This window comes from Pseudoalteromonas sp. Z9A6 (genome assembly GCF_011378805.1).
GTDB classification, from domain to species: Bacteria; Pseudomonadota; Gammaproteobacteria; order Enterobacterales; family Alteromonadaceae; genus Pseudoalteromonas; species Pseudoalteromonas distincta.
Map to the genome: position 1 here is coordinate 111,700 of NZ_WTKZ01000007.1, position 12,763 is coordinate 124,462.

At 38.6% G+C, this 12,763-nt stretch carries 16 protein-coding genes; 15 read left to right on the forward strand and 1 reads right to left on the reverse strand.

Annotated features, from left to right (window positions below):
• The first annotated feature begins 1 nt into the window (after position 1).
• From prmC to rlmM, 10 genes are all read left to right on the forward strand, one after another.
• Positions 2–841 carry a peptide chain release factor N(5)-glutamine methyltransferase gene (gene prmC / locus GQR53_RS04730; protein WP_165743026.1) on the forward strand — a complete coding sequence of 280 codons (840 nt, stop codon included), beginning with the start codon at positions 2–4 and terminating at the stop codon, positions 839–841.
• 54 nt (positions 842–895) lie between these two features.
• Positions 896–2,440, forward strand: coding sequence for a response regulator (locus GQR53_RS04735; RefSeq protein WP_165743027.1), 1,545 nt, complete (start codon positions 896–898; stop codon positions 2,438–2,440).
• A gap of 29 nt (positions 2,441–2,469) precedes the next feature.
• Complete coding sequence (locus tag GQR53_RS04740; protein ID WP_165743028.1) at positions 2,470–2,844, forward strand: SirB2 family protein; 375 nt, start codon at positions 2,470–2,472, stop codon at positions 2,842–2,844.
• A 149-nt stretch (positions 2,845–2,993) separates the two neighbouring features.
• On the forward strand, positions 2,994–3,821 hold the full coding sequence (locus GQR53_RS04745) for a tetratricopeptide repeat protein (RefSeq protein ID WP_002958558.1): 828 nt from the start codon (positions 2,994–2,996) through the stop codon (positions 3,819–3,821).
• Positions 3,822–3,835: 14 nt separating this feature from the next.
• Positions 3,836–5,089, forward strand: a complete 1,254-nt coding sequence (locus GQR53_RS04750) for a DUF819 family protein (protein WP_165743029.1) — start codon at positions 3,836–3,838, stop codon at positions 5,087–5,089.
• Positions 5,090–5,098: 9 nt separating this feature from the next.
• A complete protein-coding gene (gene kdsA, locus GQR53_RS04755) occupies positions 5,099–5,953 on the forward strand; it encodes a 3-deoxy-8-phosphooctulonate synthase (RefSeq protein ID WP_165743030.1) in 855 nt (284 codons plus the stop codon).
• A gap of 121 nt (positions 5,954–6,074) precedes the next feature.
• A complete protein-coding gene (locus GQR53_RS04760) occupies positions 6,075–6,977 on the forward strand; it encodes a transcriptional regulator GcvA (RefSeq protein ID WP_024595289.1) in 903 nt (300 codons plus the stop codon).
• A 2-nt stretch (positions 6,978–6,979) separates the two neighbouring features.
• Entirely contained in the window at positions 6,980–7,615 is a 636-nt protein-coding gene (locus GQR53_RS04765) for an alpha/beta family hydrolase (protein WP_024605424.1), read from the forward strand.
• A gap of 19 nt (positions 7,616–7,634) precedes the next feature.
• Positions 7,635–8,003, forward strand: coding sequence for a DUF423 domain-containing protein (locus tag GQR53_RS04770; RefSeq protein WP_024595287.1), 369 nt, complete (start codon positions 7,635–7,637; stop codon positions 8,001–8,003).
• A gap of 17 nt (positions 8,004–8,020) precedes the next feature.
• Complete coding sequence (rlmM, locus tag GQR53_RS04775; RefSeq protein ID WP_024605425.1) at positions 8,021–9,106, forward strand: 23S rRNA (cytidine(2498)-2'-O)-methyltransferase RlmM; 1,086 nt, start codon at positions 8,021–8,023, stop codon at positions 9,104–9,106.
• Positions 9,107–9,340: 234 nt separating this feature from the next.
• Here rlmM and GQR53_RS20780 read toward each other — a convergent pair whose 3' ends face one another.
• Positions 9,341–9,499 carry a hypothetical protein gene (locus GQR53_RS20780; protein WP_240917443.1) on the reverse strand — a complete coding sequence of 53 codons (159 nt, stop codon included), beginning with the start codon at positions 9,497–9,499 and terminating at the stop codon, positions 9,341–9,343.
• A gap of 501 nt (positions 9,500–10,000) precedes the next feature.
• Here GQR53_RS20780 and GQR53_RS20785 point away from each other — a divergent pair.
• From GQR53_RS20785 to GQR53_RS04785, 5 genes are all read left to right on the forward strand, one after another.
• Complete coding sequence (locus GQR53_RS20785) at positions 10,001–10,441, forward strand: Ig-like domain-containing protein (RefSeq protein ID WP_346774384.1); 441 nt, start codon at positions 10,001–10,003, stop codon at positions 10,439–10,441.
• 53 nt (positions 10,442–10,494) lie between these two features.
• Complete coding sequence (locus GQR53_RS20790; RefSeq protein WP_240917444.1) at positions 10,495–11,319, forward strand: lamin tail domain-containing protein; 825 nt, start codon at positions 10,495–10,497, stop codon at positions 11,317–11,319.
• Positions 11,301–11,678, forward strand: a complete 378-nt coding sequence (locus GQR53_RS20795) for a hypothetical protein (protein ID WP_240917445.1) — start codon at positions 11,301–11,303, stop codon at positions 11,676–11,678. The genes GQR53_RS20790 and GQR53_RS20795 overlap by 19 nt, the downstream gene beginning before the upstream one ends.
• 137 nt (positions 11,679–11,815) lie before the next feature.
• A complete protein-coding gene (locus GQR53_RS20800) occupies positions 11,816–12,337 on the forward strand; it encodes a hypothetical protein (protein ID WP_240917446.1) in 522 nt (173 codons plus the stop codon).
• A 1-nt stretch (position 12,338) separates the two neighbouring features.
• Positions 12,339–12,758 (forward strand): hypothetical protein, encoded by a 420-nt coding sequence (locus tag GQR53_RS04785; RefSeq protein ID WP_240917447.1) that lies wholly within the window; start codon positions 12,339–12,341, stop codon positions 12,756–12,758.
• Positions 12,759–12,763 lie beyond the last annotated feature (5 nt).

Here is a 12,763-nt window from a genome sequence, read left to right on the forward strand (position 1 = left end):
TGTGGCTCACACTCTTGAACAAGCAATTGCTGCAGGTGCTGACTTATTAGCACTTAGCAGCGAAAGTGCTAAATTAGATGCACAAGTTTTACTTCTTCATATACTTCAAAAACCTCGCAGTTACCTTTTTACTTGGCCAGAACATACGCTTAGTGATGAGCAACAATCGCAGTTTAATGTATTTATCCAAAGACGTTTAAAAGGTGAGCCCGTAGCCCATATAACTGGGCTGCGTGAATTTTGGAGCTTATCGCTTGAAGTTAACGCAACGACCCTAATACCTCGACCAGATACTGAAACATTAGTCGAGCAAGCACTTGAAATAGCGCTACCCGCTACAGCAAAGGTGCTGGATTTAGGCACAGGTACTGGTGCAATAGCGTTGGCACTGGGTAGTGAAATGCCTAATTGGCAAATTACTGCAGTAGATAGAGTAAGCGATGCAGTTGCACTTGCTACACGTAACCAGCAGCGATTAGCGATTAATAATGTACATGTTAAACAAAGTAACTGGTTTAGTGAGTTGCATGGCGAAAAATTCAATTTAATTGTCACTAACCCTCCTTATATAGAAAGTAGTGATATACATTTAAATCAGGGTGATGTGCGCTTTGAGCCTCTATCGGCATTAGTGGCTGATGATTGCGGAATGTCTGATATTAAACAAATAATTACACAATCACGTGACTATTTGTCATCTAATGGCTATCTTTTAATAGAACACGGTTTTGAGCAAGGTGAAGCTGTTCGTCATTTTTTTGAAAAAATGACGTTTGTTAATATTAAAACAGTGAAAGACCTTGGTAACAATGACCGTGTAACACTTGCACTGTGGCCCTAGAGAATAATAATTTCCTACTAGTGCGTTAAATAATGCCATGAAGGAATTTCGACTATGATAGGTGGTTTTTTATTTTCAGATGAACCAGAAGAAACAATCGATGAGATTGAACACGGTACCTGGAAAGTATTAATCGTTGATGATGAACCTGAAGTTCATGCTGTTACAAAACTAGCACTGAGTGATTTTGAATTTCAAAATAAACGCTTAGAGTTTATTAGTGCCTACTCAGGTGCTGAAGCGAAAGAGCTCATAAAAGAGCATCCAGATGCCGCTATTGTGCTACTTGACGTGGTAATGGAAACCGACGACGCTGGTTTGCAGGTTGCTAAGTTTATTCGTGAAGAAGCTAAAAATAATCATATACGGATTATTTTAAGAACAGGCCAACCTGGCCAGGCACCTGAACGTCAAGTCATTATTAATTATGATATTAACGATTACAAATCGAAAACGGAGCTAACGGCTCAAAAATTATTTACTGTTATTATGTCGAGCCTACGCTCGTATCGGGATATTATTTCGATTGAGCAATCACTCGAAGGGCTTGAGAAAATAATTATAGCGTCTCGTGATATTTTTTCTGCGCATTCAATAGAGCACTTTATTGAAGGCGTTATGCAGCAATTAACATCTTTATTGGGTATTGCTGATCAAGCTATGTATGCCACCACTTTAGTTGCACAAAACCCAGAACATGAAAAAAATAAAAAACTAATAGTTTGCTCTGGCACTGGCGATTTTGAAAAAAGTGAAGGTAAAGAGCTTGATGAGGTATTACAAGCTGAGCAGTTAAGTGCGTGTCATCAGGCGCTTAATGATAAAAGTATCATTTATAAAGATAATTACTTATTTGCGTACTGCAGTAGTGAGTACAATCATAATTCAATGCTGTTCATATCAGGTGTCCCAAAGGATTTAACGGATACTCAGCGTCATTTAATCAAAATATTTTCTCAAAATGTGCAACTTGCCTTTGAAAATGTGCAGCTTCAGTCTGAAATAGAAGCGACACAACAAGAGCTTGTTTATAGGTTAAGTGAAGCAGTAGAGCAGCGCTCAACCGAGACAGGTAATCATGTTAAACGTGTAGCACATATTTGTCATATTTTAGCTGAGGGCTATGGTTTATCTAAACATGATGCAGATTTAGTAAGGTTGGCGTCTCCTCTTCATGATGTAGGTAAAGTGGGTATTCCTGATGCGATTTTAAACAAACCAGCAAAGTTAGAACCTCAAGAATGGGAAGTGATGAAAACCCATACTGATAAAGGCTATACTATTTTAAAAGACTCTCCCCATGAAATTGTGAGTACAGGTGCAATTATTGCAAAAGAGCATCATGAAAAATGGGATGGGTCTGGTTACCCACAAGGTCTAAGCGGAAACGCAATTAATGTATTTGGTCGCATAGTCGCACTTGCTGATGTATACGATGCACTTCGCCATAAACGGTGTTATAAAGAGCCTTGGACATTACAAAATGTGGTTGATGAAATTAATGCTGAAAAAGGCACACATTTTGAACCAAAAATGGTTGAAGTATTTAACGAAAAGCTTGATGAGTTAGAGGCGGTTCTTAGCCGTTTTCCTGATTAAATTTTTATAAAACAGAAGTACAGGGGCATATGGATTATTTAGCAGTAAAGCACTCGCACATGGCAATTGCGATGTTAAGTGTAATATTATTTTATGTTCGCGCTTTTTCGCGAATGGGCAGTGGTAAATTAGCAAAAAATAAAGCGGTAATGATTGGTAGTCACAGTATAGATACTTTGTTATTAGTGTCTGCACTTACGCTTATATTTATGGCTAAAATTAATCCGTTTGAACAATATTGGCTATTAGAAAAAATAATTTTAGTGGTTATATACATCGGTATTGGGGCTAAAAGCGCCAGACAAACTAAAATGACGGCGAAAGTTGCTTACGTTTTAGTTAACACCGCTGTTATTTTAGCGATAGGTTATTTAGCGACGTCTAAATCAGCTTTTTTGCTTTAAGTAATATCTGACTATTTGAGCTTTATAGTTGTTTTGTAAAGCTCAAATACAACTCCCTCTCAGAAAATATTCAAATACACCTCTATATTGGTATATAGCTTTAAAGTTAGGTAAACTACGCCTTCGTTTTCTAAAATGTTGCAGTATTAATGACTACCCTCGGGTTTGACGAACACGATGAATCTTATCTTGATGATGCTTACGATGAATTTACACCTCCAGCGATTTACCGCTGTATTAAAGCAGAGTCAAAGTGGGACCCTCAGATAGATTTAACACCATGTTATGAAACTTTAACTGACTTTGAACAGCAAATTTCAGCGCTGTGTTTAAAAGTGAGTGATGAGCACGATCGCCTCGAAAAATTATTAGATATGTTTTACAGTGATTGGCTATTTAGTGCATCAGGTTTAAAAGTGCCTGAATATAAATTAAATACATTAAGCTATACGCTTTCTATGCGCAGTGGTTCACCTACAACACTGGCAATTATACTTTGTCATTTTTTACAACAAGCTAACTGTGACGCGAACCTTAGTCTTACCCAAGGTGATGTTGGCGTACATGTGGCGATTAGTGACGAAGAAGGCTACATAATAGAGCCAAGCAGTGGACAACAAAGTTGGTATATTATCCCTGAAAACGCAGATGAAGATGATGGTCAAGAGCAAGAGCCACTAGAACTGATTTTTGATGACGAAGTATATAAGTTATTTTTAGCTCAGCAAAAATGGTCTTTCATTAGCGAAAATAAATTTGGTCATGCTTTAACCTGTGTAGAGATGCTAATGGAGTTAATAGGCGACGACCCGTATGAGAGACGCGACAGAGGTTACTTATTAAATCAGCTCGGTTGCCCTAAAATGGCACGTGATGATTTACAGTTTTTTGTAGATGAGTGTCCGGACGATCCTGCAATAGAGATTATTCAACACCAAATAGAAGAACTAGAAGATAATAATAAAACGCACCATTAAGAATAGGAATAATTATGGTTGAAACTCAAAGCGCATTAATTACAAATGATGCCGTTGTGCTTGGTTTGCTTGCTATTATTTTGGGGTTTATTTTTAAAACCTCAAACAGTGAGCGTCCAGCTTTAAAACGATTTTATAAATACGTACCTGCTTTATTACTGTGTTACTTTTTACCTTCGTTATTAAATACCTTTGGTATTGTAGATGGTAATAAATCTAATGTTTATTATGTGGCTTCGCGCTACTTACTACCAGCCTGTTTGATACTACTTACCATTAGTATTGATTTAAAAGCGATTATTAACTTAGGCCCTAAAGCACTTATTATGTTTTTAGTGGGTACTTTAGGCATTGTTATTGGTGGGCCATTAGCTATTTTAGTGGTGAGCGCATTTGACCCAAGTATTGTTGGTGGGCATGGCCCAGATGCCGTATGGCGCGGTATGACAACTGTTGCAGGTAGCTGGATTGGCGGCGGTGCTAACCAAGCATCAATGAAAGAAATGTTTGAAGTTGGTGGTGATATATTCTCAGTAATGATTACAGTAGATGTAATTGTCGCTAATATTTGGATGGCTGTTTTATTGTTAATGGCAGCAAATCATAAAAAGATTGATGCAGCGACGGGTGCTGATACAAGCGCAATTGAAGATTTGAAAAAGCGTGTGGAAGAATATCACGCAGAACATGCACGCATCCCAACTCTTAATGATTACATGATGCTGATTGCAATTGCATTTGGTATAACTGGCTTAGCACACTTTTGCGCTGACTTTTTGGGGCCGTACTTTGGCACTACTTATGAATGGGCAAAAGAATACAGCTTAAACAGTAAATTCTTTTGGCTAATTGTTATATCAACAACGATTGGTATAGGCTTATCGTTTACTAAAGTGAGGCAAATAGAAGCGTTTGGCGCTTCAAAAGTAGCTTCTAGCTTTTTATATATTTTGGTTGCATCGATTGGTTTACACATGAATGTAACCGCTATTTTCAATAACCCTGGGCTATTTTTAGTGGGTGCAATTTGGATGTTAGTGCATGCAAGCATCATGTTAATTGTGGCTAAACTGATTAAAGCACCGTTATTTTATATGGCAGTGGGTTCTCAGGCTAATGTGGGCGGCGCAGCGTCAGCACCTGTTGTAGCATCAGCGTTTCATCCGTCATTAGCGCCTGTTGGTGTCTTGTTAGCTGTACTAGGCTACGGTGTGGGTACTTATATGGCTTATATTTGTGGATTAATGATGCAAGCAGTTGCACCTTAAGGAATTTAAATGAAAGACCAAATTATTAAAATTAATGAAATTGAACTTGCAAACAACAAACCGTTTGTATTGTTTGGTGGTATTAACGTATTAGAATCTCGCGATTTAGCAATGCGTGTTGCAGAGCATTACGTAGAAGTTACGACGAAACTAAATATTCCTTATGTATTTAAGGCCTCATTTGATAAAGCTAATCGCTCTTCAATCAATTCGTACCGCGGTCCAGGTATGGAAGAAGGTTTAAAAATATTCGAAGAAATTAAAAACACGTTTAAAATTCCACTAATTACTGACGTACATGAACCGCATCAAGCTGCACCTGTTGCAGAAGTTGTTGATGTAATTCAGTTACCTGCTTTTTTAGCGCGTCAAACAGATTTAGTTGTGGCGATGGCTAAAACAGGTGCAATTATCAATGTGAAAAAACCACAGTTTTTAGCGCCACATGAAATGCGTCATATCATTACTAAATTTAATGAAGCTGGTAATAACAACGTAGCTCTTTGTGAGCGTGGTTCTAGCTTTGGTTACAACAACCTTGTGGTTGATATGCTGGGTATGGATGACATGAAGGCAATGGCACCTGTTATTTTTGATGCAACACATGCGCTACAACGCCCTGGTGGACGAACTGACTCTGCTGATGGTCGTCGTGCACAAGCTGCAGAGCTTGCGCGCAGCGGTATGGCATTGGGTATTGCTGGTTTATTTATCGAAGCGCATCCAAATCCTAACGAAGCTAAATGTGATGGCCCATGTGCGCTAGCACTTAGTAAGTTAGAAGGCTACTTAACGCAAATGAAAGCGGTTGATGATTTAATTAAAAGTTTTGCCCCACTTGATACAAGTGCAAGCGATTTATAATTAAGCATGATGTTTATTAAAAAGCGACTCAGGTCGCTTTTTTTATGCCTTTAATATACACAAACTTATATGATGTATATAATCTCACGCATAAGAAAAACTAATTCTAAGCTTGGTTATTATGTCAAGACGGGTACCTCCATTAAACGCATTAAAAGCCTTTGAAGCGGCTGCACGCCATTTAAGTTTTACAAAAGCTGCTGAAGAGCTTTATGTAACGCAGGCGGCAGTAAGTCATCAAATAAAAACACTTGAAGAGCATTTAGGGCTGAAGTTGTTTTTACGTAAAAACCGCTCTTTATTATTAACTGAAGAAGGCCAAGGCTATTTTTTAGATATTAAAGAGATTTTTACTCAGCTTATTGATGCAACTGAAAAGCTATTAGCTCGTGGCGCTAAGGGCTCACTAACGGTAAGCCTAACCCCTAGTTTTGCTATTCAGTGGTTAGTGCCTCGTTTGAGTTTGTTTAATGAGTTACATCCAGAGATAGATGTGCGAATAAAAGCACAAGACCAAGATGAAAACTCACTCACTGATGACGTAGATATTGCTATTTATTATGGAAGGGGTCATTGGAATGGCGTACAAGCGTACAAGCTTCATACCGAATATTTAGTACCACTTTGTAGTCCTATGTTATTAAGCGGGGTAAAGCCGCTTGATCAACCTAGTGATTTAGCGCATCACACACTATTACACGACACTACACGTAAAAACTGGAAAACGTGGATGAAAACCGCAGGCGTGCGTAACATCCAGGTAAATCAAGGGCCTATATTTAGCCACTCTTCTATGGTGTTACAAGCAGCGGTACATGGACAAGGTGTGGCAATTGGCAATAGTGTATTAGCTAAACCCGACATAGACGCAGGGCGTTTGGTAATTCCGTTTAATCATAGCCTAGAGAGTAAAAATGCGTATTACTTAGTGCTTCGTGAGTCGCAAACAGAGCTTGGTAAAATAGTTTCGTTTAAAGAGTGGATGCTGAGCCTAGTAGAGCATGAGCAAGAACATGAGTATTAATAATGATTGAATGGTTTAAAAGCACGGAGCAACCTGCAATAGCACAGTTTATATTTGCACATGGCGCAGGTGCTGGTAGCGATTCTGACTTTATGCAGCACATGGCAAAATTAATAAGCGAGCAGGGTGTTGATGTTGGTTTATTTGATTTTGAATATATGCAAATCGCTAAACAAACTAATAAACGCAGGCCTCCTGAGCGAGCACCAAAGTTACTTATTTATTATGAACGAGTGCTAACGAATGCGCAGCCAGATTTACCGTTGTTTATAGGGGGTAAATCGATGGGCGGTCGCATGGCATCAATGCTTGCATGTAGTACAGAGCAAAGCCTTTCAGGTGTTATAGCATTTGGTTATCCATTTCATCCGCCTGGTAAGCCAGAAAAATTACGCACCGATCATTTTGCTGATATTGTTTGCCCTTTTTTGGTATTACAGGGCGAGCGAGATACATTTGGTACACGTGAAGAACTTCTTACTATGAAAATGCCAAAGCAGCCTTTGTTTACTTGGCTGAGTGATGGCGATCACTCATTAAAACCACGTAAAAAAAGTGGCGTAACTGAACTGCAAAATAGAGAAACAGCAGCGTTAAGTGCCGTTGAATTTATTAAGCAACAAATTGAGATACGTTAAGACTCGAGCAGGGGGTTAGATGATTAAATTATTTTTAATGACCGGTAGTATTTTTTGTATGCTTTCGGTGATGTTAGGTGCATTTGCTGCCCATGGTTTAAAAAGCCGCTTATCGGAGTATTCATTAGGCGTTTTTAAAACGGCTGCTGAGTATCAAATGGTACATGGACTTGCACTTATTGCGGTGGCTATTTTAATTAAATGGGGCATAAACCTGAGTTGGGCTGGTGGCTTTTTTATAATGGGCACACTACTTTTTAGTGGTAGTTTATATTTACTCGCTCTAACAGGAATGAAGTGGCTTGGGCCTATAACACCGCTTGGTGGGTTGTGCTTTATTATTGGTTGGATTGTTATTTTAGTGCAAGTTGCACGATTTAAGTTTTAAAGAGTTTAAGGGTTAATATGTCTAGTGTTGTGATTTTTTGTCGTAGTGGTTTTGAAAACGATGCCGCTGCTGAAATAACGTTTCATGCTGCAGAGCAAGGTTTTGCAGGGTATGTAAAAGCAAAACCAAATACAGGTTATGTTGTTTACGAATGTTTTGAAGCGCATCACAGCGATGAAATAATCAAAAAAGTTGATTTTAAAAACATGGTGTTTGCACGTCAATGGTTTGCCGGCACATTACTTGAAAACATGCCAGTAGAGGACCGTGTGAGCGCAGTAGTTGAAGCTGCTAAAGATTTTACATTATGCTCAGAACTGCGCGTTGAAACGCCAGACACAAACGAAGGCAAAGAGCTTTTAACGTTCTGTAAAAAAATCTCAACACCGCTTAAGAAAGCCCTCGAAAAACAAAATACTGTACTACGTGAGCCAAAAGCAAATCGCCCAGTAATGCATGTCATGTTTTTAACAAACAATACGGCTTATGTTGGTTACTCGTATAGCTTTAATAATTCTCCATTTTTCATGGGTATTTTGCGCCTTCGTATGCCAAGCGATGCACCGAGTCGCTCAACGTTAAAACTCGATGAAGCATTTAACGTATTTATACCTGAGCAACAACGCGAGTCACGCGTAGCTGCCGGTATGCGCAGTGTTGATTTAGGTGCATGCCCAGGTGGTTGGACTTATCAGCTTGTACGCCGTGGTATGTTTGTAAGTGCGATTGATAACGGCCCAATGAATGACGATTTAATGCAAACTGGGCAAGTTAAACATTTTAGGGCCGACGGTTTTAAATATCGCCCAGAAAAAAGAAATATTACTTGGTTAGTGTGCGATATGGTGGAAAAACCGACCAAAGTGACTACGCTAATGATTGACTGGGCAGTAAATGCATACGCAAAAGAGTTTATATTTAACTTAAAGCTGCCTATGAAAAAACGCTTTGATAGTGTTTATGAATGTCTTTCGATGATCAGAAAAGAGCTTGAGAAACAAGGTATCAATTACGAGTTGCAAGCTAAACATCTATATCATGATCGTGAGGAAATAACCGTTCATTTAAACGTTACTAAGGTGCCACAAAATTTGTATAGTTAATATGTAGAGGCTAAAAGTGGTAAAAAACAATATTAATAAATAGCTAAGTTTACTTTTTTTATCACTTTTAATCACAGGTTGTGGCGGGGGAGGCGAAAGTAGTGATACAACTACGCCCTCTGGTAACGCTGCGCCCAGTGTTACGCTTTCGGTTAGCAGTAACGTTATTACTTCTAATCAATCATTTACTATTACAGCGCTTGCAAGTGATAGCGACGGACAAATTGCCAGCTATCAATGGCAACAACTTAGCGGGCCCGAGTTTACGTTTACCTCTAACGGTAACACGCTTACAGCCACTGCACCTAGTGTAACAACCGATACGACCTTTAGCTTTTCGGTTACAGTTACTGACAACTCAGGTGCTACTGCACAACAAGTTTTTTCAGGCACTATCACCTCTCAAAATAATGCTCCAACAGTTAATATAACAGGCCCAAGTAGTGCACTTGCCAGCACACAAGTTAGTTTAGTTGCTAACGCTCAAGATACAGATGGCACTATAAGTAATATTAATTGGATTCAGTCTGCTGGGGACAATGTTGAGTTTCACAAACTGATGGAGTCCTTAGTTTTACCGCCCCTAATGTATCTGAAAATACAACACTAGGTTTTAGCGTAACCGTAACTGACAATGCAGGTAAAAGCGCTCAAGCGAGTAAAACGGTTTTAATTAATCAAGTAAATAGCGCGCCAACAGTCATTGTTACAGGCCCTGAAGAAGCTGAAAAAGGTGACAGTGTAACCTTAGTTGCAGATGCACAAGACAGCGATGGTAGTATTAATAGCATAACTTGGCAGCAAATAAGTGGTCCTGTAGTTGAACTAACTCAAACACAAACAAGCATTAGCTTTAATGCGCCCACTGTTTCACAAAATACCAATGTTACATTTGTGGTTACTGTAACCGATGACGATAACGCTACAAATAGCGCTCAAAAAACAGTTGCAGTATTAGCACCAAACAATCCACCAACTGCAGATGATGTAAGTATTAGCGTGCAATATAATCAAGCCACAGAATTTAGTTTAGTAGTTAGCGATGCCGATAACGATACCGTTCAGATTGATTTTGGTGATGATTTAAATGGTGCACAAATTAGTGTTATTGATGCACAAGCCTTACTTTTTAGCTACACACCTCCTGCAAACAGTATCACTTCACAAAGCTATACGTTAACTGCGTCTGATTCAAAAGACACAACCGAATTTACCCTGAATATTACTGTGGTTGATTCAACGCCCGCTACAATTAGTAATGTAACACCCCAAAGTAACAATGACCCAGTTCTTGTAGATAGCCCGTTAGTATTACATTTTCAGATATTATGCTAACGAGCACTTTAGCAGTTAATTCTAGTAGTGGTGCTTGTACGGGAAGTGTACAAGTGTCAGCAGATGATTTTACTACTTGCTTGGCCTTAAATATTGAAAGTTTGTCGGATACTACTAGTGACACAAGTACTTATTTTCATACTGTAAATGTAAGCGCAAGCTTTAATGAAGATAGCCAATATATAAAAATAACTGAAGTTTCTTCTGTGCAATTTAGTAACGACCTACCTTGGATTGAAATTTATAACGGCACAGGGGCTGCTGTAAACTTACAGAGTTATTCGCTTAAAACCCGCAGTATTAATATGATTAATAGCTCGACTAGTGCAGAGACAACTTTTTCACTGCCCAATAAAGAGCTTGAAAATGGTGAGTACCTTATTTTACAAAGTAAGTTTGGGGATGATTTTTTAGTAAATGCGTCAGTTAACAACCCTAAAATAGCGCTTGTAGGTAATGCTAGTGATGAAATTAGACCTTATTGGTACATAAACGGTTTTGTAGAATTACTTAATAGTGCAGGTACACAAACAATCGACTTTGTAAAATTTGGTAACTCAGTACAAGAACCAGTAACGCCATCACAATGGCAAGGTGGTAACGCAGAGCAAATCATCTCCGAGCAAGGAGGCAGCTTAAAGCGCGAGCTTAATGCGACAGACACTAATCAAAGTACTGATTGGAGTTATTCTGTGTTTAACACACCCGCTGGGCCAAACAATATAAATTGCACAATAGATGATGATGAGGATGGTATTCCTGATTGCGCTGAGCAACAGGGGACAACATTCGCGGGTTTACCACTTTATGAGTGGGGGGCGCGTACCTCACAAAAAGATATATTTATTGAAGTGATTATATGGACAGCAGTGATGTAGGTATTACTCCACATCGAACAGCACTTGAAAAAGTAGCCACTGTTTTTGCAGAAAAAGGCTATACAGTCCACTTTGACGTAGGTGATTTGTTTGATCAAAGTACAAATACAGCACCGCAAAACTTTGATTTAGGTGGCGGAAATCTTGTCCCTTTTAATAGCTATACCCCGTTTGAATACGATTTAAGTAGCCCTAATTTATTTGCTTATAAAATGGAATATAGCGATATAACTCGCAGGCCCATTTTCCATTATTTATTAATGGCAAGTAGTGGTAACGAAGACGGTAGTATTAGTGGTTCGGGTATTGCTGAGATAAGCGGTAATGATTTAATGGTAACTATGGGGGCTGGGGTTTAACGCTTGATACGCAAGTAGCAACCAATGTAACTTATAATTATCAAGCATCAACAATATTTCATGAGTTAGGTCATAACTTAGGTTTATACCATGGCGGTGATGAAGAAGTTAATTTTAAGCCTAATCATTTAAGCTTTATGAACTATTTATATCAATTAGCGGGTTTATCAACAATAGGTAATAACGAAGGCGATCGCTACTATGAGCGTTTTTACCCAGGCAATGCTAGTTGCGATATTGCACCAAATACTAATAGTCATTTAGGCTCTACGGATGATTTTATTATTGATTATTCAAATGGTAGTTCAGCAGATTTAAATGAAAGCACCATACTTGAAGTACAGGGGTTAAATAGAAATAGCTCACTACCAGTTGATTTTAATTGTAATGCAATTAACACCGAAAGCTTAACCAGCTTTGATACTAACCAAGATAATACAATATCAATTCTGAGTGATGTAGATGAGTGGAGCATGCTTAATTTAAAGTTTTATATGCAAAGTGCAGGTAATCGATTTGGGGTGCCAAAGACAAATAACAGTAAGGTGCATAATTTACAAAGCTCGCCTACTAATATTGAAACGCTGCCCAGTTATATAAAAGAAGCACAGCCAAGTAGTGCAATTATTGCTGAGTTAAAAGCAATTAAAGAGCAATAGTATGAAGCCAATGCTAAGCACTAAGTTTATTATCTTGAATAGTTTTTTTAGCTTACTAATAGCGTGTAGCGATACTAACAATGCACGTGAGTGGTTACTAAAAAATGATAATTTGTATTATAAAAATACAGCTGTTGACTGGCGAATTGAATCAGGAAAGGGCTGTAATACATGCGTTATACGCCAAGATGTTGTTTATCAGCCTGAAGGTATTAGTCGTTATAATACGTTAATGCAGAGTCAGAATTGGGTCGCGGTACATGAACTAAGTAAAATCAATGTCATTCGTTTAAAGATGCCAGACCAAACACCTTATTTATACGTAGAGCGTGTAAAAGGTCAAATACTAAAGCTGTTTGATCAGCAGCAAAACTACAGCGCGGATTCAAACCTGAAGTGCATAACGTTTAGGCGGCTTTAGCCGCC

What these genes read in the sequence shown, in the direction of transcription:
- GQR53_RS04735 (WP_165743027.1), top strand. Translation starts at nt 896, where the DNA reads ATGATAGGTGGTTTTTTATTTTCAGATGAACCAGAAGAAACAATCGAT.
- GQR53_RS04740 (WP_165743028.1), top strand. Translation starts at nt 2,470, where the DNA reads ATGGATTATTTAGCAGTAAAGCACTCGCACATGGCAATTGCGATGTTA.
- GQR53_RS04745 (WP_002958558.1), top strand. Translation starts at nt 2,994, where the DNA reads ATGACTACCCTCGGGTTTGACGAACACGATGAATCTTATCTTGATGAT.
- GQR53_RS04750 (WP_165743029.1), top strand. Translation starts at nt 3,836, where the DNA reads ATGGTTGAAACTCAAAGCGCATTAATTACAAATGATGCCGTTGTGCTT.
- kdsA (WP_165743030.1), top strand. Translation starts at nt 5,099, where the DNA reads ATGAAAGACCAAATTATTAAAATTAATGAAATTGAACTTGCAAACAAC.
- GQR53_RS04760 (WP_024595289.1), top strand. Translation starts at nt 6,075, where the DNA reads ATGTCAAGACGGGTACCTCCATTAAACGCATTAAAAGCCTTTGAAGCG.
- GQR53_RS04765 (WP_024605424.1), top strand. Translation starts at nt 6,980, where the DNA reads ATGATTGAATGGTTTAAAAGCACGGAGCAACCTGCAATAGCACAGTTT.
- GQR53_RS04770 (WP_024595287.1), top strand. Translation starts at nt 7,635, where the DNA reads ATGATTAAATTATTTTTAATGACCGGTAGTATTTTTTGTATGCTTTCG.
- rlmM (WP_024605425.1), top strand. Translation starts at nt 8,021, where the DNA reads ATGTCTAGTGTTGTGATTTTTTGTCGTAGTGGTTTTGAAAACGATGCC.
- GQR53_RS20795 (WP_240917445.1), top strand. Translation starts at nt 11,301, where the DNA reads ATGGACAGCAGTGATGTAGGTATTACTCCACATCGAACAGCACTTGAA.
- GQR53_RS20800 (WP_240917446.1), top strand. Translation starts at nt 11,816, where the DNA reads ATGAACTATTTATATCAATTAGCGGGTTTATCAACAATAGGTAATAAC.
- GQR53_RS04785 (WP_240917447.1), top strand. Translation starts at nt 12,339, where the DNA reads ATGAAGCCAATGCTAAGCACTAAGTTTATTATCTTGAATAGTTTTTTT.